At 61.5% G+C, this 23982-nt stretch carries 24 protein-coding genes; 11 read left to right on the top strand and 13 right to left on the bottom strand.

All coding sequences use genetic code 11. From position 1 onward, the window contains the following. The first annotated feature begins 54 nt into the window (after window positions 1-54). The gene (locus QMK54_RS06375; RefSeq protein ID WP_110658076.1) at window positions 55-654 is read left to right on the top strand and encodes a short chain dehydrogenase; all 600 of its coding nucleotides are present in this window, start codon (window positions 55-57) and stop codon (window positions 652-654) included. A 35-nt stretch (window positions 655-689) separates the two neighbouring features. Here QMK54_RS06375 and QMK54_RS06370 read toward each other — a convergent pair whose 3' ends face one another. Continuing rightward, the gene (locus QMK54_RS06370; RefSeq protein WP_320402230.1) at window positions 690-1058 is read right to left on the bottom strand and encodes a SecDF P1 head subdomain-containing protein; all 369 of its coding nucleotides are present in this window, start codon (window positions 1056-1058) and stop codon (window positions 690-692) included. 171 nt (window positions 1059-1229) lie between these two features. Between QMK54_RS06370 and QMK54_RS06365 the strand changes: the two genes are divergently transcribed. Together QMK54_RS06365 and QMK54_RS06360 are read left to right on the top strand one after the other, a co-directional pair. Then, entirely contained in the window at window positions 1230-1898 is a 669-nt protein-coding gene (locus tag QMK54_RS06365; RefSeq protein ID WP_110658072.1) for a COG3650 family protein, read from the top strand. A 95-nt stretch (window positions 1899-1993) separates the two neighbouring features. After that, a complete protein-coding gene (locus QMK54_RS06360) occupies window positions 1994-3607 on the top strand; it encodes an NAD(P)/FAD-dependent oxidoreductase (protein WP_223591562.1) in 1614 nt (537 codons plus the stop codon). Between the two features lie 117 nt (window positions 3608-3724). On the opposite strand, the gene QMK54_RS06355 is transcribed toward QMK54_RS06360, so the two are convergent. Beyond that, the gene (locus QMK54_RS06355; protein ID WP_223591620.1) at window positions 3725-4822 is read right to left on the bottom strand and encodes a PLP-dependent cysteine synthase family protein; all 1098 of its coding nucleotides are present in this window, start codon (window positions 4820-4822) and stop codon (window positions 3725-3727) included. Between the two features lie 247 nt (window positions 4823-5069). Here QMK54_RS06355 and nhaA point away from each other — a divergent pair, with 247 nt between their 5' ends. Then, window positions 5070-6257, top strand: coding sequence for a Na+/H+ antiporter NhaA (gene nhaA, locus QMK54_RS06350; protein WP_110658066.1), 1188 nt, complete (start codon window positions 5070-5072; stop codon window positions 6255-6257). A 92-nt stretch (window positions 6258-6349) separates the two neighbouring features. On the opposite strand, the gene QMK54_RS06345 is transcribed toward nhaA, so the two are convergent. After that, complete coding sequence (locus QMK54_RS06345; RefSeq protein WP_007971612.1) at window positions 6350-6814, bottom strand: glycine zipper 2TM domain-containing protein; 465 nt, start codon at window positions 6812-6814, stop codon at window positions 6350-6352. 164 nt (window positions 6815-6978) lie between these two features. Between QMK54_RS06345 and QMK54_RS06340 the strand changes: the two genes are divergently transcribed. Continuing rightward, window positions 6979-7215 carry a hypothetical protein gene (locus tag QMK54_RS06340; RefSeq protein WP_110658064.1) on the top strand — a complete coding sequence of 79 codons (237 nt, stop codon included), beginning with the start codon at window positions 6979-6981 and terminating at the stop codon, window positions 7213-7215. Between the two features lie 5 nt (window positions 7216-7220). Here QMK54_RS06340 and pdxH read toward each other — a convergent pair whose 3' ends face one another. The 5 genes from pdxH to dinG form a co-directional block, all read right to left on the bottom strand. Then, window positions 7221-7868 carry a pyridoxamine 5'-phosphate oxidase gene (gene pdxH, locus QMK54_RS06335; RefSeq protein WP_223591564.1) on the bottom strand — a complete coding sequence of 216 codons (648 nt, stop codon included), beginning with the start codon at window positions 7866-7868 and terminating at the stop codon, window positions 7221-7223. A gap of 24 nt (window positions 7869-7892) precedes the next feature. Next, window positions 7893-8900: an OmpA family protein gene (locus tag QMK54_RS06330; RefSeq protein ID WP_223591566.1), complete on the bottom strand. Its 1008-nt coding sequence runs from the start codon at window positions 8898-8900 to the stop codon at window positions 7893-7895. Window positions 8901-9013: 113 nt separating this feature from the next. Further along, on the bottom strand, window positions 9014-10159 hold the full coding sequence (locus QMK54_RS06325; RefSeq protein ID WP_110662981.1) for a serine hydrolase domain-containing protein: 1146 nt from the start codon (window positions 10157-10159) through the stop codon (window positions 9014-9016). A gap of 250 nt (window positions 10160-10409) precedes the next feature. Beyond that, the gene (locus tag QMK54_RS06320) at window positions 10410-12893 is read right to left on the bottom strand and encodes a beta-galactosidase (RefSeq protein ID WP_320402229.1); all 2484 of its coding nucleotides are present in this window, start codon (window positions 12891-12893) and stop codon (window positions 10410-10412) included. 96 nt (window positions 12894-12989) lie between these two features. Next, a complete protein-coding gene (gene dinG, locus QMK54_RS06315; protein WP_102702550.1) occupies window positions 12990-15134 on the bottom strand; it encodes an ATP-dependent DNA helicase DinG in 2145 nt (714 codons plus the stop codon). 99 nt (window positions 15135-15233) lie between these two features. Here dinG and QMK54_RS06310 point away from each other — a divergent pair, with 99 nt between their 5' ends. Next, entirely contained in the window at window positions 15234-15698 is a 465-nt protein-coding gene (locus tag QMK54_RS06310) for a CopD family protein (RefSeq protein WP_320402228.1), read from the top strand. Between the two features lie 202 nt (window positions 15699-15900). Here the strand turns inward: QMK54_RS06310 and QMK54_RS06305 are convergent, their stop codons facing one another. The 4 genes from QMK54_RS06305 to QMK54_RS06290 all read right to left on the bottom strand — a co-directional run bounded on the left by QMK54_RS06305 (window position 15901) and on the right by QMK54_RS06290 (window position 18567). After that, a complete protein-coding gene (locus QMK54_RS06305; RefSeq protein WP_223591569.1) occupies window positions 15901-16659 on the bottom strand; it encodes a collagen-like protein in 759 nt (252 codons plus the stop codon). Then, complete coding sequence (locus tag QMK54_RS06300) at window positions 16652-16930, bottom strand: DUF1145 domain-containing protein (RefSeq protein ID WP_223591571.1); 279 nt, start codon at window positions 16928-16930, stop codon at window positions 16652-16654. Before QMK54_RS06300 ends, QMK54_RS06305 begins: the two co-directional genes overlap by 8 nt. A 148-nt stretch (window positions 16931-17078) precedes the next feature. Continuing rightward, window positions 17079-17786: an OmpA family protein gene (locus QMK54_RS06295; protein ID WP_320402227.1), complete on the bottom strand. Its 708-nt coding sequence runs from the start codon at window positions 17784-17786 to the stop codon at window positions 17079-17081. A gap of 91 nt (window positions 17787-17877) precedes the next feature. After that, window positions 17878-18567, bottom strand: a complete 690-nt coding sequence (locus tag QMK54_RS06290; protein ID WP_046041243.1) for an OmpA family protein — start codon at window positions 18565-18567, stop codon at window positions 17878-17880. A gap of 189 nt (window positions 18568-18756) precedes the next feature. Here QMK54_RS06290 and QMK54_RS06285 point away from each other — a divergent pair, with 189 nt between their 5' ends. From QMK54_RS06285 to QMK54_RS06270, 4 genes are all read left to right on the top strand, one after another. Then, entirely contained in the window at window positions 18757-19254 is a 498-nt protein-coding gene (locus tag QMK54_RS06285) for a DUF6231 family protein (protein ID WP_223591579.1), read from the top strand. A 4-nt stretch (window positions 19255-19258) separates the two neighbouring features. After that, a complete protein-coding gene (locus QMK54_RS06280) occupies window positions 19259-19735 on the top strand; it encodes a YchJ family protein (protein ID WP_223591581.1) in 477 nt (158 codons plus the stop codon). 87 nt (window positions 19736-19822) lie between these two features. Further along, window positions 19823-20317 (top strand): LEA type 2 family protein, encoded by a 495-nt coding sequence (locus QMK54_RS06275; protein WP_223591590.1) that lies wholly within the window; start codon window positions 19823-19825, stop codon window positions 20315-20317. Further along, window positions 20314-20526, top strand: coding sequence for an SEC-C metal-binding domain-containing protein (locus tag QMK54_RS06270; protein ID WP_053155520.1), 213 nt, complete (start codon window positions 20314-20316; stop codon window positions 20524-20526). The genes QMK54_RS06275 and QMK54_RS06270 overlap by 4 nt, the downstream gene beginning before the upstream one ends. 172 nt (window positions 20527-20698) lie before the next feature. Here the strand turns inward: QMK54_RS06270 and QMK54_RS06265 are convergent, their stop codons facing one another. Then, a complete protein-coding gene (locus tag QMK54_RS06265) occupies window positions 20699-21256 on the bottom strand; it encodes a cysteine hydrolase family protein (RefSeq protein ID WP_320402226.1) in 558 nt (185 codons plus the stop codon). 194 nt (window positions 21257-21450) lie between these two features. On the opposite strand from QMK54_RS06265, the gene QMK54_RS06260 reads away from it, so the two are divergent. Further along, entirely contained in the window at window positions 21451-23901 is a 2451-nt protein-coding gene (locus QMK54_RS06260) for a penicillin acylase family protein (RefSeq protein ID WP_320402225.1), read from the top strand. The last annotated feature ends 81 nt before the right edge of the window (window positions 23902-23982 follow it).

Below are 23982 nucleotides of genomic sequence, written 5' to 3'. Positions count from 1 at the left end.
GAAAAAACCACTCTAAACTGAAAGCTCATCCAACCCACATGAGGATCAGCCTCCATGAAAATTCTTTTGATCGGCGCAGGCGGCACCATCGGTTCGGCAGTGGACAAAGAGTTGTCCCAGCGCCACGAAATCATCCGCATTGGCCGCAACAGCGGCGACTTTCAGGTGGATATCAGCGACAGCGCTTCGATTCGCAAACTGTTCGAGCAGACCGGCAAATTCGATGCGCTGGTGTGCGCCGCAGGCAACGTGACCTTCGCTGCGCTCAACGAGATGACCGAAGAAAGCTTTGCCCTGGGCCTCAAGGACAAACTCATGGGCCAGGTCAACCTGCTGCTGATCGGTCGCGAGTTCGCCAATGACGGTGCTTCGTTCACCTTCACCACCGGCGTGCTCAGTCACGATCCTATTTACAGCGGTGCCTCGGCAGCGTTGGTCAACGGTGCACTGGACAGTTTCGTTCGCGCCGCCGCCATCGAATTGCCGCGTGGCCTGCGAGTGAATTCGATCAGCCCGAATGTCCTGGTCGAAGCCATGGGCAAATACGCGCCGTATTTCCGTGGCTTCAAGCCGGTTCCGGCAGCGGATGTAGCCTTGGCCTACGCCAAGAGCGTGGAAGGCCTGCAAACGGGTCAGACCTTTCACGTGGGTTGAGCCGGCTCAATGTGCGGCGCTGATTCAGCGTCGCCTCAGAGTATCGGAGGCTCCAGTAGCGTGGGCAGCAAATCGCGGGCGATCTGGCTCGGTACTACTATCCTCAGACTGGGTCCGCGGATAACCGATTGAATCGTCGCGGTCGACACCAGCACGCCGTTGATGAACAGCCGCAAAGGCTGATGCATTTCGTCGCGCGTGACCTGGGTAAAGCGGCGTTGCGCCTCAGGACTTAAGGTGACCTGAAGATCGATGAATTGTGGATTCGATTCGCCCGCCTGTTTTAGCTGCAGATTCATCTCGGAGAAGTCCGACCGTGACGAAAATGCAAAATCTGCCGCTCGACACTGCAGCGCCGTCGTCATTGCCAACGCCACCAGAAGCAGCTTGCCTGATCCCTTCATACAACCTCCTTCAACGAAAAGCCTACAAGGTTACGTGCAAACTTCCGTCGTCCCCTTATCTGAAGTAAAGCCGGATGTTACGTGTCCAAATTCCATGGCCAATCGCAACGCGCGGGTTGTGATGAACGGTCAGGCTGAGTAACGTGGCGGCACTTGTCAGGAGACCCCAAGATGCGTGTTGCCCGTTCCTTAGTCCTCGTTGCCCTGCTTCCGCTGTTCGCCGCTTGCCAGTTGTTCGAGGGTGAGCGGCAGAGCGCCTCCCATGTCGGCCAGACACGCATGCAAGGCCAGTTGACCGCGGCGGACGGCAAACTGCTGTTCCAGCCGTGCAACCAGGCTAACCGCTACGTGGTCAACGACACGGGCGGTACCAGTGTCCTGCAGCAGGCTGCAAGCCTGGCGGATAAGCAAGGCAAGCTGTTTGCCGACGTGCGCGGGCGGGTTGTGGCCGGCAGCGGCGGTGACGGCCAGCTCGATCTGGAGCAGTTGTACCGCGTCGAGCGCTCGGGCACCGCGTGCGACGATCCGAATTTCAAATTGCTGATCCTGCGCGCCGCCGGCCACACTCCGGAGTGGAGCGTGAAAGTCAGCGGCAAAGGCATGGTCGTCGACCGCGCCGGCCAGCCGCCATTGGCCGTGCCTTACGTCGAAGAGCAACTGGGCGATGGCCGTTTCAACCTCAGCACCGAAGCCAACAACCAGCACATCGAACTGTGGGTTGCACCGCAACGTTGCGTCGACAGCAGCACCGGCAGCATCCAGCACATGAGTGCCGAACTGCGCGTTGACGGTCAGGTCCAGCGTGGATGCGGGTATTTCGGCGGCTCGCGCGACGACTGATCGTTTAAGCCTCACAGGCCTGCGCCTTTGGGGCTTATAATCGCGGGCTTCAAACGCCCTGGCGCAGTTGTGCGCCCCGCGAACCGGATCCTGCCATGTTACGAATCACCGAACTCAAGTTGCCGATCGACCATCCCGATGAAGACCTGCGCCCCGCCATCGTGCAGCGCTTAGGGCTTGCCAGCGATGATCTGCTCGATTTCACCTTGTTCAAGCGCAGCTACGATGCGCGTAAAAAGTCCTCCGAACTGTGTTTCATCTACACCATCGACCTTGAAGTTCGCGACGAGGCGGCGGTGCTGCACAAGTTCGCCGATGACCGTAACGTCAACGTGGCACCGGATGTCAGCTACAAAGTGGTTGGCCAGGCACCGGCCGACCTGAGCGCGCGCCCGATCGTCGTCGGCTTCGGTCCGTGCGGGATTTTCGCCGGGCTGCTGCTGGCGCAAATGGGCTTCAAGCCGATCATCCTCGAGCGTGGCACCGAAGTACGCCAGCGCACCAAGGACACCTGGGGCCTGTGGCGCAAAAACGTGCTCAACCCCGAATCCAACGTGCAGTTCGGTGAAGGCGGCGCGGGGACATTCTCCGACGGCAAGCTCTACAGCCAGATCAAGGACCCGAAATTCCTCGGTCGCAAAGTCCTGCACGAATTCGTCAAGGCCGGCGCGCCGGAAGAAATCCTCTACGTCAGCAAACCGCACATCGGTACGTTCCGTCTGACCGGCGTTGTGGAAAACATGCGTGAGCAGATTCGCGCCCTCGGCGGCGAAGTGCGCTTCCAGCAGCGCGTCACCGACGTGTTGATCGAAGACGGCCAACTGGTCGGCGTCGAGCTCAACGGTGGCGAGCAAATCCATTCGAAACACGTGATCCTGGCCCTCGGTCACAGCGCCCGCGATACCTTCCGCATGCTCCACGGCCGTGGCGTGTTCATGGAAGCCAAGCCGTTCTCGGTGGGTTTCCGCATCGAGCACCCGCAGTCGCTGATCGACCGTGCGCGCCTGGGCAAGTACGCCGGCCACCCGAAACTGGGCGCCGCCGACTACAAACTGGTGCACCACGCCAAGAATGGTCGTTCGGTCTACAGCTTCTGCATGTGCCCGGGCGGAACGGTGGTGGCGGCGACGTCCGAGCCGAACCGTGTGGTCACCAACGGCATGAGCCAATACTCGCGTAACGAGCGCAATGCCAACTCCGGTATCGTCGTCGGCATCACCCCGGAAGTCGATTATCCGGGCGGCCCGCTGGCCGGTATCGAGTTGCAGGAACGCCTGGAATCCCACGCCTTTGTGCTGGGCGGCAGCAACTACGAAGCCCCGGCGCAACTGGTCGGCGACTTTATCGCAGGCAAACCCTCCACCGAACTGGGCAGCGTCGAGCCGTCCTACAAGCCGGGCGTTGCCCTGGGTGATCTGGCGCTGGCACTGCCGGCGTTCGCCATCGAAGCGATTCGCGAAGCCTTGCCGGCGTTCGAAAAGCAGATTCGTGGTTACTCGTTGCACGACGCGGTGTTGACCGGGATTGAGACTCGCACGTCCTCGCCGCTGCGCATGACCCGTAACGAGTCGATGCAGAGCCTGAACGTGAAGGGCTTGTTCCCGGCCGGCGAAGGTGCCGGTTATGCGGGCGGGATTCTGTCGGCAGGTGTTGACGGGATTCGGATTGCGGAAGCTGTGGCTCGGGATATCCTCGGTCTCCAGGACTGACAGCCCCCGAATGTGGGAGCGGGCTTGCTCGCGAAGACGGTTTCACATCCAACCTGTGTGTTGGCTGATCCACCGCCTTCGCGAGCAAGCCCGCTCCCACATTTGATCTTCGAGGGGTCAGATGTTGGCGCGCAGCACCGACTCCGGCAACGCCTCACCCCGCTCTACCGTCGCCGCTACCGCAGCCATCAAGCTACCCAAGTCATACCCCTGAGCCTTGAGCCAGTCCTGATCGTAATAGGTCGTGGCATAACGCTCGCCGCTGTCACACAGAATCGCCACCATCGACCCCTTCTCCCCTGCCGCCTTCATGTGCTGGGCGGCCATCAGTGCGCCGATCAGGTTGGTCCCGCTCGACCCGCCGACATGGCGTCCCAGACGCTCCGCCAGGTAGTGCATGGCCGCCAGTGACAGGGCATCCGGCACCTTGACCATAGCGTCGATCACCTTCGACAGGAACGACGCTTCCACACGCGGCCGGCCGATGCCTTCGATCCGCGAGCCGTGGTCCAGACGCAGGCTGGCATCGCCGGTCTGGTAATAATCAAAGAACACCGAACGCTCGGCATCGGCACACAGCACGCGGGTGCAATGCTGGCGATAACGCACGTATCGACCCAGGGTGGCCGTGGTACCACCGGTGCCAGGGCTGGAAATCAGCCAGCTCGGCTCGGGATGCTGCTCGAAACGCATCTGATGAAAGATCGATTCGGCAATGTTGTTGTTCGCCCGCCAGTCGGTGGCGCGCTCGGCATAGGTGAACTGGTCGATGAAGTGTCCGTCGTGTTCACGGGCCAGACGCTCGGACTCGGCGTAGATCTGGGTCGGGTCGTCCACCAGATGACTTTGGCCACCGTAGAAGGCGATCTGCGCGATCTTTTCTTTTGAGGTGGTCGCCGGCATCACCGCAATGAACGGCAAGCCCAGCATGCGCGCGAAATACGCTTCGGAAATCGCCGTGGAACCACTGGAAGCCTCGATGACCGGCGCACCGGGTTTGAGCCAGCCGTTACACAGCGCATACAGGAATAGCGAACGGGCCAGACGGTGCTTGAGGCTGCCCGTGGGATGGCTGGACTCATCCTTGAAATACAACTCGATGCCCGGAAAACCCGGCAGCGGCAAGGGGATCAAGTGGGTGTCGGCGCTGCGCTGGAAATCGGCTTCGATGATCCGGATCGCTTCGCGGGACCACTGTCGGTTGTCGCTCATGATGGTTTTCTCGTTGAATCGGGCAGGAGTCGGCCTTTTATCAAGGCTCATCCACCAAGCTTAGGAAAAATCCTGCATCCGGCACAGGTACAGCTGAGATCCAATACACCCGACAACTGCTAGGCTCAGCCCGATGCTGGCGGATCACTCTGTAACGGCATATAACAAAAAAGAATATAACTTTTGTTTTAACAACTAACAGTACTTGTTAGGGTGTAACACCTTTTGAATTCACAGATGGAGAGCGACCTTGCCTCTGCGTAGCACTTTCACGCGTTTCTTTCAGTTGGAAGCTGCCAGCGGTCTGTTACTGATCGCCGCTGCCGTTCTGGCTCTAATCATCAACAACTCGCCGCTGTCATGGCTGTACAACGGCCTGCTGGATACCCCCGTGGTGGCCCAGATCGGCGCGCTGAAAATCGCCAAGCCGTTGCTGCTGTGGATCAACGACGGCCTGATGGCGCTGTTTTTCCTGCTGATCGGCCTGGAGGTGAAACGCGAAGTCCTCGACGGCCAGTTGTCCAAGCCGTCGCAAATCGTCCTGCCTGGCGCGGCGGCGATTGGCGGCATGGTGGTGCCGGCGCTGATCTACTGGTATCTCAATCGCGACACGCCAGCGGCCCTCGATGGCTGGGCGATCCCGACCGCGACCGACATCGCCTTCGCCCTTGGCGTGCTGGCGTTGCTGGGCAAACGGGTGCCGGTTTCGCTGAAGCTGTTCCTGATGACCCTGGCGATCATCGACGACCTCGGCGCGATCATCATCATTGCGATCTTCTATTCCGGCGCGCTGTCGACCTTGTCCCTGGCGCTGGCCGCGGCCTGTATTGCGGCACTGATCGGGATGAACCGACTCGGCGTGGTCAAGCTCGGACCGTACATGATCATTGGCCTGATCCTCTGGGTCTGCGTGCTCAAGAGCGGTGTCCATGCCACGCTGGCCGGCGTGACCCTGGCGTTTTGCATTCCGCTGCGCACGAAAAATGCCGAGCCTTCGCCATTGCTGACCCTGGAACACGCCCTGCACCCTTGGGTGGCCTACGGCATCCTGCCGCTGTTCGCGTTTGCCAATGCCGGCCTGTCCCTGAGCGGTGTCACCGTCGAAAGCTTCACTCACCACGTCCCCATGGGCATTGCCGCCGGACTGCTGCTGGGCAAGACCGTCGGTGTCTTCGGCCTGACCTGGCTGGCGGTGAAAACCGGTATCGCCGCCCTGCCCCAAGGCGCCAATTGGGGCCAGATACTGGGCGTGGCGATTCTCTGCGGCATTGGTTTCACCATGAGCCTGTTTGTCGGCTCGCTGGCCTTCGAGCCTGGCGTGAGTGATTTCGCCGGGATGGACCGCATGGGAATCCTGACCGGTTCGATCCTGGCCGCGCTGATCGGTTATGGGGTGACGGCAATGGCGAGTCGCAAGAGCTCCAGCCTGGCCTCCTGATAAACCACGACAACACCTGGCACCATCAAGGCTTGAAACAAAAAACCCGATCAGTCACCTGATCGGTTTTTTTGTTTATCCGGTATTTGCGCTTAGTGCGAAACGCGGCTGGTGCCATTCACACTGGCGATGCGCACACGTTCGCCAACACGGAACACTTCGTTCGGCTGAACTTCCTGAACGTAGGCGCGCATGCTGCCATCGTCTTCGCGCACGGTGATTTCCACGCCCTGGGTGCGGGTCATGCCTTCTTCAGCGGCCGAACCGATCAGGCCGCCGGCGACTGCGCCGATGACCGCAGCAACGATACTGCCTTTGCCGCCACCGATGGCGCTGCCGCCAACACCGCCGACCACTGCGCCTGCAGCGCCGCCGATCGGGGTTTTGGTGCCTTCGATTTTCACCGGGCGCAATGCTTCAATGGTGCCCATGCGAACGGTCTGCACACGACGCGCCTCGTCACGGGAATAGGAGTCACCGGTCAGGCTCGATTGGCATCCAGTGAGCAACATCGCCATCGTGGAAAAGGAAGCAACCAGCAGAACAGACTTACGCATAGCATCAACTCCAAAGAAACAGATGTTCATTAAACTCCGCAGCTTGACGCCTGTCACGGCACAGCCCGGGTAAAATTGCTTTGATTCAGGCTCCGTTAAGGCGCCACCACGAACTCACACAGTAGCGGCAAAAGCAGAAAACTGCCCATTGGCCAAGGATTTTCATGGACTACTTTATCATTGTCGTCACGACGGTTGCCGGTTTGTACTTCCACTGGTGGCTGTACGTGCGGATCAAACGCTGGATGGACCGTGACCTGGCGCTAGCGCTGGCGGGCAAGAATGAGCAGAAAAAAGCCTTCATGCTCGAACAGTTGGCGAGTGCTCATGCGCAGAAGATCAAGCGTCGAGACCTGCCGAAGTGGCTGGAGGCCGCTGCGGCAGGCTATCCCGGTCGGTAGACTGTTCAGGGTGCTAGACGTTCAAGAATCCAGTCGGCGCCCTGCTGGCGGTAATTGAGACGGTCGTGCAGGCGGCTTGGGCGGCCCTGCCAGAATTCGATGCGCTCCGGCAGCAGGCGATAACCACCCCAGTGTTCCGGGCAATGCGGCTGGGTTTCGCTGAAACGTTGCTCGGTATCCTTGAGCAGCGCTTCGAGCTCCCCCCGATCGGCGATCACGCGGCTCTGCGGCGATGCCCAGGCCCCCAGGCGACTGCCCAGTGGACGGACCTGATAATAGGCGTCGGACTCCTCAGGCGTGACCTTCACCACCCGCCCTTCGATGCGCACCTGGCGCTCCAGCGCCGGCCAGAAAAACGTCATGGCCGCGAACGGATTCGCGGCCAGGTGCTGGCCCTTGGCGCTATCGTAGTTGGTGAAGAAGGTGAAGCCCTGCTCGTCCAGGCCCTTGAGCAACAGAATGCGACAGTGCGGTCGACCGTCCTGGTCGACCGTGGCCAGGGTCATGGCGTTGGCTTCCACCGGCGCCTGTTCGGTTTTCACCGCGTCGGCGAACCACTGATGGAACAGTGCGAACGGCTCGGCCGGGGCTTGTACCTCGGTCAGGCCATCACGGGTGTAGTCACGACGCATATCAGCCAGGCCCTGGGTCATGGCGCATTCCTTTTGGTTAACGAATCACTGCTTTGCAGTATCGGTGCTGGCGACCTTCTTGTCTGTCGCAGCGGCTTTGGCTGGCGTGGTTTTCTTCGCCGGCGTTGCAGTTTTCGCAGGTGTTTTCTTGGCCGGAGCTTTTTTCGCCGGGGCTTTTTTCGTCGCTGGAACAGCCGCCTTTTTAGTCGCAGGGGCCGGTGTCACAGGCTTGGCGACCGGCTTGACGTCAGCGGCAGCAACCAGGGTCACTGGGGCTGGCGCCGGCATGTTGTACTTGCTCAGCAGCGCAACCATGGTGTTCTGCGGGGTCACCAGCAGTTCCACGCGGCGGTTCAACGCACGCCCTTGCACGCTGTCGTTGGCGGCACGCGGCGCATCACCGCCCAAGCCACGCAGCATCAGGCGATCACGCTGCAAACCACTGAGGCGGAAAATCGCCGCAACGGCCTGGGCGCGTTCCTGGCTCAGCTTGACGTTGGCAGGCGCGGCGCCGGACGTATCGCTGTGGCCGAGGATCAGCACAGCGGTCTTTGGATCGGCTTCAAGGATCTTGGCAACGCGGGTGAACGGACCGAGCGTGACCGGCAGCAGCATGGCCGGACGATCAGGGTTGAACGAGCCTTCGACCGGCGCCGTCACCACCAGCACGTTTTCGCGGCGCTCGAGTTGCATGTTGCTGTCCTTGACCGCCTCGCGCAGACGCGGCTCGTAGTCGTCAAGCCAGGCCTGGGTGACTTTCGGGTCCGGCATCGGCACGGCCTTGGCGGTGCTCTGGTCGCTGCCACCGAACGGCCACCACCATTTGTTGCCGCTATCGGACTGGGCCTTGGCCACCGTCACGGGTTTGACTTCAGGTTTCACTTCCGCCTTGGCCACGGGCTTGACGGCGCTGTCATCGGAACCAAACGGCCAGTACCAGTGGCTGCCGCTTTCAGTCTTGGCGACAGGCGTCGTCGCATCTTTCTGTGGAGTCTGTGCGCAACCGGTAATGGCGAAGCACAGGGCCAAGGCGAGGGTTTTATTGGATGACATTGGATATCCACAAAAATGAAGTCAAAAAAATCAGGCCACATCGGCCCGCTTAAACAGACGCTTTGAAACTGAAAAGGCTATCGGGTTCCAGCCCTGGAACCCGATAGCCGCTTTTACAGACAAGTGGCCAGAACCCGCACCAGCTTTTGCGCGCGCGGGTCCATCAAGACGTACGGCCCCAGGGTATTTGTCACAAATCCGAAGGCCACATCGTGCTCCGGGTCGGCAAAACCGATGGAGCCGCCGGCACCCGGGTGACCAAACGCCCGCGGGCCAAGGCCGAAGGTGGCATTGGCAACGTCCGGTTGATCGAGCATGCAACCCAGGCCGAAACGCGTCCGGGTCAGTAAAGTCTTGTCCTCGCCGAGGCTGTGCTCGCGAGTCAACTCATCGAGCATTTCGCTTTCCAGCAGGCTACCGTCGAGCAGGCCGGCGTAGAAACCGGCCAGGCTGCGGGCATTGCCATGGCCATTGGCGGCCGGCTGCTGCATGCGTCGCCACTCGGGTTTATTGGTGCTGGTCATGATCGACGGCGGGTTGGTGAACGCGCGGGTCGTCATGGCCGTTGGCTCGCGCATGGTCACTTGCAGCAGGCGTTGGGCGGCGGCATCGCCGACATTGCCCTTGCCCCGCGCAATGTGGGCCACGCGATGGAACTCTTCGTCAGCCAAGCCCACATGGAAGTCCAGGCCCAACGGCTTGGCGACCCGCGCCACAATGGACTCACCCGGTCCACGACCGTCGGCTCGGCGCAGCAGTTCGCCGACCAGCCAGCCATAGGTGATCGCCGCGTAACCGTGGCCTTCGCCAGGCGTCCACCACGGTGTTTCGGCGGCCAGGGCGTCGACCATGGTTTGCCAGTCGTAAAGGGCTTCGGGGGCCAGTAACTCACGCAGTGCCGGAAGGCCGGCCTGATGGCAGAGCAGTTGACGCAAGGTGACGGACTCTTTGCCCGCTGCGGCAAATTCGGGCCAGTAGCGCGCAACCGGGGCATCCAGTTGCAGCTTGCCTTCAGCCACCAATTGCAGCGCGGTGACGGCCGTAAAGGTCTTGGTGCAGGAGAACAGGTTGGCGATGGTGTCGCTGTGCCAGGCCTCGGCGCCGTCCTTGTCGGCAGTGCCGGCCCACAGATCGACGACGGTTTCGCCACCGACCTGAATGCACAACGCCGCACCACGCTCCTGGGGATCGTCGAACAGCGCCGCGAACGCCTCGCGCACCGCTTCGAACTTAAGCTCGTAATGACCCTGAATCTGCACCCGCAACTCCCCGGATTAACACTCTACAAAGTGGCGGGCATTGTTCCAGCCCTTGAGGGTTTTGGGAACAGGGTGGGGCCGGGCGGTTGTTTTACCGCCGATCCCTTGTGGCGAGGGGGCTTGCCCCCGCTGGAGTGCGCAGCACTCCCAAAGTCTTGGGCCGTTGCCGAGATTTTGGGGTCGCTGCGCAACCCAACGGGGGCAAGCCCCCTCGCCACAGGCAAGCCCCCTCGCCACAGGGTTTCAGGGCCTAGTGGCCATTCCCGGAATGCCCGCCAGCGCCCTTCCCCGGTCCCTTGCCGGCTTCGGCCTTGCGGCCGCCCTCGGCGTCGTGGCTGGCTTTGTCGGCGGCGGCCGCTGCCTTCTCGGCCTCTTTGCCCAATTGCTCGACTGTCATCAGATTGCTCTTGCGCACGCTGTCGACAAAGCCCTGGAACGGCAGGTCTGTGATGCCCACCAACCCGAAGTGACCGTTTTCACCGTCAAGCAGGCGCCCGGTGACCGGTTGATCGAGGTACTGGAACCAATGCACGCCAACAATCGACGGCTCGCTCAAGGCCTGTTTGAGGAAGTTGGCATACGCCGGCCCGCGGTCCTCCTCCTTCGCCAACTGCGTGACCCCGCCCCAGAACGGGCCACGATCAGCCGAGCCGAAGTTGAATTCGGTAATCAGCACAGGCTTGTCGAGACTGCGCAGCCTGGCGAAGTCGTAACCGTCCTGGGGTTGCAGGGTGTACATGTTGAAGCTCAACACGTCGCAATACTGGGCGCAGGACTCCACGGCTTCAGGCGTGCTGATGGCGAACCGGCCACCGAGCAGCAGCTGGTTCGGCGCGTGCCATTTGAGCGAGTCGGAGATGGTCTTGAAATAAGTGTCGGCAAAGACCTTCTGGAAGTATTTGAAGTCCGCTTCGATTTCCGGGTGCTCGGCGCTCGGGAGCGGCGGCACGAATCCCGGGTCCTCCATCAACTCCCAGGCCGGCAGATCAATGCCCCAGGCCTTCGACAGACCCGCCTGGTTGCGGTACTTGTCGCGCAGTTGCTTGAGGAATGCGCGCTTGGCCGGCACGTCGGTGGTCATTTTCAAGGTGCCGTAGGCCAGGGCATAACGGGCTTTCGGGTCATCGCCGGGACCGGCCCAGGCCAGTTCGTTGTCGGCGTAGTAACCGATCAACCAAGGATCGTCACGATGGTCGCGGGCGGCAATCGCCACGGCACGTTCGGTGGCCATGGCGAAACGCGGGTCGAACGGGTCGGGCATGCCGCCCCACCAGTCGGTACCGGTACTGATGCTGGCGTAGTCGCCGACGATCGACAGCGGCAAGGTGTACGCCACGCGATCAGCGTTGCCCAGTACCGGTGCACTCCAGTTGCCAATGGTGTTGAAGCCCCAGGCCTGCAAGCGATCAAGGGTATGACTGGCCCAGCGCTGCTCGTCGAATGTGGCCTTGCAGGGTTCGGCAGCGACTGGCGCTGGCGTATTTGCCTCGACTTTGGCTGCTTCGGCGACACCGGACTCGGCAGTCGCAGGCACAACCGGTTTCTCGGCGGCCTTTTCCGTCGTTGCTTCAACCGCATCGGCCTTTGCCGCTTCGGCGACGCCAGCCTTGGTGGCGCTGCTCGATTCGCAAGGATTGCCAAACAGGCGTTGCAGGTTGGCACCGTAGAAGTCGTACCAGCGCCCGGCATTGTAGCCGCGCCCTTGATCGGCACCGTTGCCGCCACGGTTGTCACCCTCGCCGTAGTGGCTGGCCAGCGCCTCGTCAGCCTTGGGCAGGGATTCGAACATCCACTCGCGACCGGCCACGTAGGTCTGGTCGACATCCGGGGCCACGGTATTGACCCCGAGGGAGTAGAACGGGTGCCCCTCAGGCGTCACCAGATACCAGCGACCATTACGTTTCTCCGTGCGGAAGAAGCCGCTGGCCTTGAACGACGGGCCTTTGGTCAAGCCACCGAACTTGTCCAGGGAGGACTTTTCGCGCTCGGCCAGCCAGGTTTTCAGTTGTTGCTGCTCCTTGCCGGCAGCGCCTTTGAGTTGTTCATCGCTGCTGATTTTTTCCGGCCATTTGGCCCGGGTCGACTGGCCATACGCATCCACCAGCCCGCCATACACGGCTTGGGTGACCGACTCACCGTCCTGCACACCAAAGCGTTCCAGCAGGATGCTTTGCGCAGCTTTCGGCTGGTCCATCGACAAGCTCACCGACACGACCTGGCTGCGATCCAACTCACCGGCGCTGCTGGCCAGCAGGATGCGTTGACCCTCCACGGTCATCGGCATCGGCGGACCGGCCTTCATGCCCTGGCTGAGCGGCGATGTCGCTTGCAACGGGACCAACAGGGTTTGCGCAGGCCCCGCCGGCAGATCGACGCGGCTGACCAGTGTCTTGCCGTCGTTGCTCTGGATGGTCACGTACAGGGTCAAGGCCCAGTTCATCGCGCTCTGGATTCGCAGGCTCATGACGCCCGACTGCGACCAGTCCCAAGCGCCTGTTTGCGGGGTCAGGCGCAAGGTTGGCCGGGCGACCGGGTTGAACGTCACCCGGCGCAGCACTTCGCCCTCGGGGGTTTGCTCGGCGTTGGATTGCGGCAGGCTGGCGTCCTGAGTCGCCACCTGGACCACATCGGCGGGGCGCACAAAGTTGAACAGCGTCTGCTGGCTGGCAGGCGCGGCCAGCAGAGGTGTTGCGAACATCAGGGCAAAAACAGCGGGCAACGAACGGCAAATCATGAGAACGAAATTCTCCCTAACGACCTTCAATGGGCCAGTGGAAAAGCGATGGCAGAGAGATAGACAACGCGGTGGGCAAAATTGCCCACCGGTGCTTCAGGAAATTTCTCGACGGAACGGCGGCAACGCGTTGAGGATGGCTTTGCCATAGCGCTGGGTCACCAGGCGCCGGTCGAGCAAGGTGATGGTGCCGCGGTCTTCTTCGGTGCGCAGCAAGCGGCCGCAGGCCTGGACCAGCTTCAGCGAGGCGTCCGGCACGGAGATTTCCATGAACGGATTGCCGCCCCGGGCTTCGATCCACTCGGCCAGTGCAGCCTCGACCGGATCATCCGGTACCGAGAATGGAATCTTGGCGATGACCACGTGCTCGCAATAGGCACCGGGCAAGTCGACCCCTTCGGCGAAGCTCGCCAGGCCGAACAACACGCTGGAGTCACCGCCATCGACCCTTGCCTTGTGCTTGTTCAGGGTTTCCTGTTTCGACAGGTTGCCCTGGATAAACACTTGCTTGCGCCAATCGCGGTCGAGGCCGTCGAACACGTCCTGCATCTGCTTACGCGAGGAAAACAGCACCAGCGTGCCCCGCGAGCCTTCGACCAATTCAGGCAGGTCACGAATGATCGCGGCGGTATGCGCCGCTGCATCACGCGGGTCGGCGTTCAGGTTCGGCACCCGCAACACACCGGCGTCGGCATGATGGAACGGGCTTGGCACTACCGCCGTCACGGCTTTTTTCGGCAGGCCGGCGCGCATGCGGAAGCGGTCGAAGGTGCCGAGGGCGGTCAAGGTCGCCGAGGTCACCAAGCAGCCATAGGCCACGTTCCACAGGTTGCGGCGAAGCATTTCCGCCGCGAGGATGGGACTTGCGTTGACCTCGATGTCGAACAGCGAGCCGCTTTCGGCCAGGGTCAGCCAGCGCGCCATCGGCGGGTTGTCTTCCGGGTCTTCGACGGTGAAGGCAGTCCACAGCTCCCAGTTACCGGAAGAACGCGACAACAGGCTGCCGAACAGCGGATACCACTCTTCGGCCTGGTTGCTGGCGATGCCAATGTTGACCTCGCCGTCCATGCCTTCCTTGAGCAGGTCGGTCAGGCGGGTGAACAGGTCGGTCAGGCGCGCGAAGCCTTTCTTCAGCTCGATGCCCATTTCACGCATGTGCTCGGGAATCACCCCGCCGACGAATCGATGACGCGGGCGCTCGCGGCCTTCGACGTCTTCGCCGGGTTTGAAATCGGCAATCTGCTCACACGCAGTGAACATGAACTGCTGCTGGGTCTTGATCTCCCGCGCCAGCTCGGGCACCTGCTCGATCAACTTGCCCAGGTCGCCTGGCAACGGGTGCTGGGCCAGCAATTTGGTGAGGTTCTTGGCGGTGGTTTCCAGCCAGTCGGCAGTGGAGCGCAGGCGCGTGTAATGGGCAAAGTGGCCGATGGCCTTGTCCGGCAGGTGATGGCCTTCGTCGAACACGTAGATGGTGTCGCGCGGGTCCGGCAGCACCGCACCACCGCCCAGGGCCAGGTCGGCCAGGACCATGTCGTGGTTGGTGACGATCACGTCGACCTTGCCCATGCCTTCGCGGGCCTTGTAGAAGGCGCACTGGCCGAAGTTCGGGCAATGGCGGTTGGTGCACTGGCTGTGGTCGGTGGTCAGGCGCGCCCAGTCGGCGTCTTCCAGGGCGGTGGACCAACTGTCGCGGTCGCCGTCCCACTTATTGCCGGCGAGCTTCTCGATCATGCTGGTGAACAGCTTCTGGCTGGCCTCGTCGACCTCGATCTTGAAGCCTTCTTCTTCGAACAGCTGCGCCGTGGCGGTCTGCGCGTGGCCTTCCTGGAGCAACATGTCGAGCTTGGACAGGCACATGTAGCGCCCGCGGCCCTTGGCCAGGGCGAAGCTGAAATTCAGCCCGCTGTTGCGCATCAGGTCGGGCAGGTCCTTGTAGACGATCTGCTCTTGCAGGGCCACGGTGGCCGTGGCTATCACCAGGCGTTTGCCCGCGGCCTTGGCGGTCGGAATCGCCGCCAGGCTGTAGGCCACGGTCTTGCCGGTACCGGTGCCGGCTTCCACCGCGACGATCGCGGGGTCGCCACTGCGCCGGCCTTCGTCGTCGGTGTCGATGTCACCCAGGACCTTGGCGATTTCGGCGATCATCAGGCGTTGGCCGTAGCGCGGCTTGAGGCTCTTGGCTTCGAGAAAACGCGAGTAGGCGCCCTGGATCGTGGTTTTGAGTTCGGTGCTGATCATTGATTGTCGGGCGTTAAAAACGCTGGATAAATTTTCAGTAGTTCGGTTCGGCCGCTATCATACCCCGCTAATGAATCCCGCGCAGAACGGAGTACCCCAATGACACTTTTTAGCCTCACTTATAGCCTGCATGTACTGGCAGCCCTGGTCTGGGTCGGCGGCATGTTTTTCGCCTGGATGGTCTTGCGACCCGCTGCGATCACGGCACTGGAGGGCCCTGCCCGGCTGAAGCTGTGGGTAGAAGTGTTTCAAGGTTTTTTCCGTTGGGTCTGGGTGGCGGTCGTGCTGTTGCCGGTCAGCGGCGTGGGCATGCTGCACATGCACTTCGGTGGCTTTGAAACTGCGCCACGTTATGTACAGGTGATGATGGGCTTGTATGTGGTGATGACCGCGCTGTTTATCCGCATTCAGGCGCTGATGTTGCCGGAGTTGCGCACCGCGGTGGCCGAGCAGGATTGGCCGGCGGGTGCCGGTGTGCTGGGACGGATTCGCCGCTTGGTGGGGATCAATCTACTGGTGGGGTTGGCCGTGGTGGCGATTGCTGCGGCTCGGCCGATGTTTTGAATCTGCCGAGCTTTTGTGGCGAGGGGGCTTGCCTGTGGCGAGGGAGCTTGCCCCCGTTCGGCTGCGTAGCAGTCGTAAATCCAGACAACGCTAACCTTCAGCAGTATTGCGATTGCCGGAATTTGGGGCCGCTTCGCGGCCCAACGGGGGCAAGCCCCCTCACCACAGGCAAGCCCCCTCGCCACAGGGCTCTCGGTGTTGCTTACATCCGCTGTACAACCACCGAACCCGCCGCGCCTTCCGGCCCCGGCTGACCATCAGCCCCAGGTTTACCGCTCTTGCCGCCATCGGCGTTGTAAATCAGGCAGCCCTTGGCCTTGCCACCCGCGCCCGGCTTGCCGCCAGGGCCGGCCAGGCCACCGGCGCCGCCGGCCACCTGAACCTTGATCCGGTCTGCGGGGAAATCGTGCGGCACTGCCAGTTTAACCAGAGCCCCTGGCGCTCCCGGCTGACCATTGCTGCCATCACTGCCATCGGCACCGCGCCCCGCCTGGCCCCAGGTGCAGCCCGGCTCCTGGCCGTTAGCCCCATCAAGCCCCACAAACCCCGGTGCGCCCGCACCACCGCGAGCATCAACGAGTAATTGCGCTGCGTTCAGTGCCTTGATCTGCAAATCAAGGTTGCGTCCGGATCGGGCGGCCTTCTGATAGGTCCCGGGGGCGCCACGGGCGGTGATCTGGCTGCCTTCGGACAAATCGGCGCGATGGACCTTCAGCGCCAGCGCCTGCTCCCCCGGCACGATGGCGATGCGTGCTTCACGGCCCAGATGCAACTCACCGACAATGACTTCGGTGACGTTCGAGGGAATCAGCAAGGTGCCGTAATCGGCCACTTCCAGACGTTCCAATTGCAGGGTGCTGGCGGTGTTGGGCAAGCGCATCAGCGAGTTGGGTTCGACACTCACCACCTGGGCGCTGGCCAATGGACTGATGAGTACGGCGAGCAGGCAGAGTTTACGCATGGGAAGCCTTCGAAGCGCTGGGGGCAGGAATGGTTTGCAGGTGAAATACGCCGAAAATGACGATCTTCAGGCGGTCAAGCCAGGGATGGGCGCGACCCCGGAGAGTGCGATAGCACAGCAACGCCTCCAGTAGATGGATGAACCCCAACAAGCCGCCGGCCAGATTGACCAACAGGTGCAGCGGAAAGACGAACGGCGTGAGCTGATTGACCAACACCACCAACCAGAACAGCAGGGTCAACAACCGCCCCAGCCCCCATAAGACTTTCATACGCGCCCCCGATGAGAATTATTGTTTGCGCGCACAGTAACGGCTTCCACGCGGGATAAGCCAGAGGGCAACGGAAAATTCTTCATGAAGGCCGCCGAACGGCCGTCGCAGCGCTCACAGGTGTCGCTCGACGGCTCTATCTCTTGGCTCAGCGGTTTATATGCAGTTCCACGCGACGGTTTTTCGCGCGACCTGCATCCGTTTCGTTGTCGGCAATCGGCTGACTCTCGCCCCTGCCTTCGCTGGTGACTTTGGTCGGCGCGACACCCTGGCTGATCAAGTACTCCGCCACGCTACTGGCACGTCTCTCCGACAAGGCCTGGTTGTACGCATCCGAGCCGACGCTGTCGGTATGGCCAACCACCTTGATGCTGACCACATCGGCATCCTCGAACTTGCTCATCAACGCATCCAGTTGACTCTTGGCCGTCGGGGTCAGGTCGGATTGATTGAAGACAAACAGTACATCGCTCAGAGTAATGACCTCCGATTGCACAGGTTCGGGCGGGACGCTGGCCGGATACTGCGGAACCGCGCAGCCGCGGTGGTCAACCGGGGTATTGGCGGGGGTGTCAGGGCAACGGTCACGTCGGTCGAAAACGCCGTCGCCATCTTCGTCGCCATCCTGGGCATAGCAGATCAAGCCGCCGGACAAGATACCCAGCGCCGCACCACCCGCGGCCCAGGCACCACTCTCGATTGCGCCCAGACCACCACCGACCAGACCGCCGATAAGGCTGCAAATTGGCCAGGTGCGTTGATTGAGGGGGGCAGTGCCATCGCTGTGGGTCGCGCAGCCGGTCAAGAGGCTGCCAAGAAGTAGAACCGGCAAGACGGTCCTTGTGAGAACGATCATATTGAAAGCTCCTGTGTCACCGGCCAATACCGGTTACACAGGAGTAAAGACCCGCATCCGCGACTGCACAAGGCGCGGATGCGAGGGGGGCTTAACGCTGGATTTTGATTTCCGTACGACGGTTCTGTGCACGACCGTCCGCAGTTTTGTTGTCCGCAACCGGCTGGCTTTCACCGGCGCCGACAACCGACACGAAGTTGCTGCGAGGTACGCCTTGCTCGATGAGGTATTCAACCACCGAGTGGGCGCGTTTATCCGACAGTTTCTGGTTGTAGGTGTCGCTGCCCACGCTGTCGGTATGGCCGGTTACGGTCAGTTGAGCAGTCGGGGCTTCGGCTTTCAGGCGAGTGGCAATCTTGTCGAGTACCTGTTTATCGGACGAGGTAAGCGTGGCTTTATCAAACTGGAAGTGAACATCGCGGATGACGATGGTTTCTTCCTTGACCACAACCGCTTCTTCGACCACAGGTGCTGGTGGTGGGCAACCGTTGGCATCGACCTGAACGCCTTTTGGCGTGCCTGGGCACTTGTCACGGCTGTCCGGCACACCATCGCCGTCTTCGTCGCCATCACCGTGAACCCAGCAATAAGCCGCTGCCGTACCGCCGACGAGCAGAGCACCATACCCCGCCCATGCCGAGCTTTCGGTCGCACCGAGGCCCGCGCCCACGACACCACCAACTGCCGCACAGGTCGGCCAGTCGGTTTTCTGCAAACCTGCGCAACCAGTCAAGACACTGGTTAGCAGAACCAAGGGTAATGCTGTCCGAACTATGCTCATCTAGTTTTCTCCTGAGGGATCGGCTTAGAACCGATTCAGGTAGTAAAGACCCGAGTTTTAAACTCCGCCAGCAATAGGCCATGCTGTTTATTAGTGTAATAACGGCAAGTTGGCGCTTTTGTCGCCAAGCCGCTCTAGGCCCAAAGGTTCGGGCAGGCTAGTCTTGGCAGATCTGATTGAGGATCTTCGATGATTGCAGGTATTTCTTCACGCACGCCACAACAGGCACTGGCCGCCTTACTTGACCGATATGCCCCTGCGCGCCTGTTGTTGATCGGCGCCAGCGAGTTCCCGGCGCTGGAGGCTTTCAAACTCGCGCACCCGGACAGCTGCGTCGCTTTCGCTGCCCCCGGCCCGTTGCCCGACGATTTGGCGGCCCGGCGTTTCGACCTGGCCCTGGTGGTCGATTGCCTGGAGCACCTGCCCAAGCGCGATGGCCTGAACCTGCTGGGTGGTATCCGCAACCTCAACGCCAGCCGCATCGCCGTGCTGGCGGATCTGCCGGCCTGTGGCTGGCAGGAAACCGACTTTTTCTCCCTGGCCCTGCAAGCCAGCGAACGCTTTCAACGGGAGGAACAGGTCCTGACCCTGTTCACCTACGATCTGCTTGAATACAAACAGGTCCCCGACTGGCTCAACTCGCGCTTCTGGGCCAATCCGGAAAACTTCGGGAAATACTGGTGGTAATGCAATGAGTACATCCATTTGCCCTTGCGGCAGCGGCACCCTGCTCGACGCCTGCTGCGGTCATTACCATGCCGGCCACCCAGCGCCATGCGCGGAGGCCTTGATGCGCTCGCGCTACAGCGCCTACGTGCTGGGGTTGGTCGACTATCTGGTGGCCACCACCCTGCCCGCCCAACAGGCCGGCCTGGACCGTCAATCGATCAGCGACTGGAGCGCGCAAAGTACGTGGCTGGGCCTTGAGGTGGAAAGCTCCGAAGTCCTGGGCGGCCAGCCTGAACACGCCTTCGTGACCTTCACCGCGCGGTGGCACGACAGCAATGGCGAGCACAGTCACCGCGAACGTTCGTCATTTGTGCAGAACACCGGGCGCTGGTATTTCATCGACCCCACCGTGGCGCTCAAGCTCGGACGCAATGACGCCTGCCCGTGCGCGAGTGGGCAGAAGTTCAAGAAGTGCTGTGCGGGGTATTTCAGCAGCTAGGACATGGAATGCCTGTGTGTCACGCAGGCGCTGCCGAAGGTTGCGATCTTTTGGGTCTAGACTGGGGCTCAAGGGAGACACACCACGATGATCATTCGCCGCGGCTCACTCTATCTGCTCACTTTGTTCCTGACACTGGGGCTTGGCGGCTGTGCATCGTGGTTCGGCGACGACTTGCCGGACCCCGAGGTCCATCTGGTGAAAGTCGAGGTGGTCAGCGCCAAACTGCTGGAACAGAAATTCCTCCTGCATTTTCGCATCGACAATCCCAACGACAGCGACCTGACGGTGCGCAGCCTGGAGTACCGCGTTCACTTGGCTGACATTCTGCTGGCCGATGGCGAGTACGAACACTGGTTCACCATCAGCCCCAGGCATAGCGCGTACTTCAAGGTGCCGATCCGCACCAACCTGTGGTCCAAGGTCCGTGATCTGGCCAAACTGCTGAAAAAATCCGACCGACCCATTCCCTATCGTCTGGAAGGTGAACTGGAAACCGGTATATTCATCGCCCACTACGTGCACCTGGCGCGCAATGGCGTGATAATCGCCGCCGATTTAATTCCGGAGCAACACCGATGACCCAGCAACCCCACGTCCACGGCCCTGACTGCAACCACGATCATGACCATCACCAGCATGATCACGACCACGACCACGGCCATGTCCACGGTCCGAACTGCGGCCACGCTCACCAGGAACCGGTGCGCAATGCCCTGAAAGACGTCGGCCGCAACGATCCGTGCCCATGCGGCAACGGCAAGAAATTCAAGAAGTGCCACGGCGCTTGATGCTTCGGGCGAATTCTTGCTTCGCCTGCTGAATCGTCTTCGCGAGCAAACCTGTGCTGTTGAATGCAGTTCCCTTGTGGGAGCGGGCTTGCTCGCGATAGCGCTGTGTCAGGCAACAACGATGTTGAAGCTGAGGCCCTCTTCGCGAGCAAGCCCGCTCCCACAATAGTTGTCAGTCATGCATCAGAAGGGTGGCAGCGCTGACCACCGTCGCATACTCGCCGTGCAGATTTCCCAGCGACATCGCATGCACTTCTTCGGCGCTATGGGCCTGGTCAAAAAAATCAGCCTTGTCGAAGGTAAAGCACGCATCCTCGACCACCCACGTATCAAACCCCAGGTTGCCCGCGGTACGCGCCGTGGATTCCACCGAGTTGTGGGTCGCGACACCGACGATGATCAACTGCCCGATCCCCGCCTCGCGCAACTGCGCCTCCAGTCCCGTCGCACAAAACGCATCCGGCACCTGTTTCTGGATCAAGCGTTCACCGGTCCGTGGCGTAAAACGCTCCTGAAACTCCACCCCCGACTGCTGCGGCCAGAATACCGAGTCTTCCGAGCGGGACAGGTGTTGCACATGGATCACCGGCCGGGCCGTGCGCCGCCAATGGCCGAGCATTTCCAGCATGCGCTCTTCGGCCTCTGGATTATTCCTGCGACCAAGCCTGGGATGCAGGATGCCTTTTTGTTGATCGATGATGATCAGTGCCGCGTTTGCCTTGAGCTCCATGCCGACTGTTCTCCTGGATTGTTGAGCGTGTCGCACTTCAACACCCCCCATTGCGACTGGCAAGACGGCGATCTTTCCGGTTTATCAGACAAATCCTGAAATAACCTTGTACCCCGCTTGCGCGGCCACCTCCCGCTCACTAACGTAGCGCCTTTATTGCGCGCCGCCGCCTCTACCCCCGCAGGAGCTTTGCCATGGCCTCGCCAGCCCTTACTCATTTTCTACCCCGGTTCGGCGTTGCCGCAGCAGTGGCCGGCGTCTTGAGCCTGACCGGTTGTCAGAACTTCGACGCCCAGGACACCCTCCCGCCGGCCTCCGGCGTACAACCGCTCAAGGGCCTGGCGCAAAACGTTTCGGTGCGCCGCAATGCCATGGGCATGCCGCTGATCGAAAGCAACAGCTTCCACGACGCGCTGTTCACCCTCGGTTACGTGCATGCCAGCGACCGCATCACGCAGATGGTTACCCTGCGCCTGCTGGCCCAGGGCCGTTTGGCTGAAATGCACGGTGCCGAACTGCTGGATGCCGACCGTTACATGCGCGCGGTCAACCTGAAGAAAAGTGCTGGCGAGTTGTACAAGGCCTCTTCGCCGCGCCTCAAACGCTTCTTCGAAGTCTATGCGCGCGGAGTCAACGCCTACCTGTTCCGCTACCGCGACAAACTGCCGGCGGATCTGGCGGCCAGCGGCTACAAACCCGAGTACTGGCAACCGGAAGATTCGGCGTTGATTTTCTGCCTGCTGAACTTCAGCCAGTCGACCAACCTGCCGGAAGAAATTTCCACGCTGGTACTGGCCCAGACCGTCACCAGCGACAAACTCGCATGGCTGACGCCATCGGCTCCCGACGAAAAATTGCCGGTCGCCGAAAGCGAAAAACTCCAAGGCCTCAAGCTCAACGGGCAAGTACCGGGGCTGGCCGAGCTCAGTAAAGCCACTGGGCAACTGTCGGACCTGAACCTGCTGGGCGCCACTTCCTCGAACAACTGGGCAATCGCCCCGCAACGCAGCCGCAGCGGCAAGAGCCTGTTGGCCAGTGACACTCACGGCCCGCTGGGCGTGCCTTCGCTGTTCAGCTACGTGCAGATTCGTGCGCCGAAGTATCAAGCGTCCGGCGTGACCATCGCCGGCCTGCCGATGGTGCTTGGCGGTTTCAACGGCAAAGTGGCGTGGAGCATGACGTCGGTGATGGGCGACAACCAGGACCTGTTCCTGGAGAAGATCAAACGCCAGGGCAACGGGCTCACCTATGAAAACGCCGGGAAGTGGCAGCCGGCGATCGTGCGCAACGAAACCTACTTCGTCAAAGGCCAGCGACCGATTCGCGAAGCTGTCTACGAAACCCGCCATGGCCCGCTGCTCAACAGTGCCCAGGGCACCACGCTGGCCAATGGCTTCGGCCTGGCCTTGCAGACGCCAAGCTTCACCGACGACAAGTCCCTGGACGCGTTCTTCGACCTGTCCCGCGCCCAGAGTGTCGAGAAAGCCTCGGATGCCAGCCGTGAAATCCGCGCCATCGCGCTGAACCTGGTGTTCGCCGATGCCAGCCACATCGGCTGGCAAGTCACCGGTCGTTACCCGAACCGCCGCGAAGGTGAAGGCCTGCTGCCTTCCCCGGGCTGGGAAGGTCGTTACGATTGGGACGGTTACGCCGACCCGATGCTGCACCCGTATGACCAGGACCCGGCCCAGGGCTGGCTCGGCACCGCCAACCAGCGGGTCATCCCCCATGGCTACGGCATGCAATTGTCCAACTCGTGGGCGGCACCGGAGCGCGGCGAGCGCCTGGCCGAACTGGCTGGCGCAGGCAAACACGACAGCCGCAGCCTGATTGCCATGCAGTATGACCAGACCACCACTTTCGCTGCCAAGCTGAAGAAAATGTTCGAAGCGCCGGGCATGGCCCAGCCACTCAAGCAAGCCATGGACGCTTTGCCGGTGGCCGATCGCGCCAAGGCACACGAAGCCTACAGCCGCTTGATGGCGTTCGACGGCAAGCTCAGCCCGACCTCCACCGATGCGGCCATCTACGAACTGTTCCTGCAGGAAAGCACCCGGCAGATCTTCCTCGATGAACTGGGCCCGGAAAGCAGCCCGGCGTGGAAGGCCTTTGTCGCCGACGGCAAGTTGTCCTACGCAGCCCAGGCCGATCACCTGCTCGGACGTGAGGACAGCCCGTTCTGGGATGACGCGCGCACCGCGCAGAAAGAAGACAAACCGGCCATCCTCGCTCGCAGCCTAGCCGCCGCGATCAGTGCAGGCGACAGCCAGTTGGGCAGCGATCACAAAGCCTGGCAGTGGGGCAAACTGCACCGCTATGAGTGGAAAAACAGCAACGGCCAGACCGTACGCGGGCCATTGCCGGCTGGCGGCGATCACACCACGCTCAACACCTCGGCGTTCGCCTGGGGCCAGGACTTCAACACCACGCTGGCGCCGGCCATGCGCTTTATCGTCGACTTCGGCCAGTCCGAACCGCTGATGGCGCAGAACGGCACCGGCCAGTCCGGCAACCCGGCCAGCCCGAACTACCTCAACAGCATCGAACCGTGGCTCAAGGGGCAATACATGAGCCTGCCGATGCAGCCGCAGAACTTCGACAATGCCTATGGCAAGAATCGACTGACGCTGACACCCGGCAAGTAACACGGGTCCCTTGTGGGAGCGGGCTTGCTCCCACATTGGTATTTCATCCATCATGAAATCCCGATAGAACTTCTACCCCCG

This window comes from Pseudomonas sp. P5_109, from assembly GCF_034009455.1.
Classification (GTDB): Bacteria; Pseudomonadota; Gammaproteobacteria; order Pseudomonadales; family Pseudomonadaceae; genus Aquipseudomonas.
The sequence above is the reverse complement of the archived record's forward strand: the minus strand, read 5'-3'. Positions and strand labels throughout refer to the sequence as shown.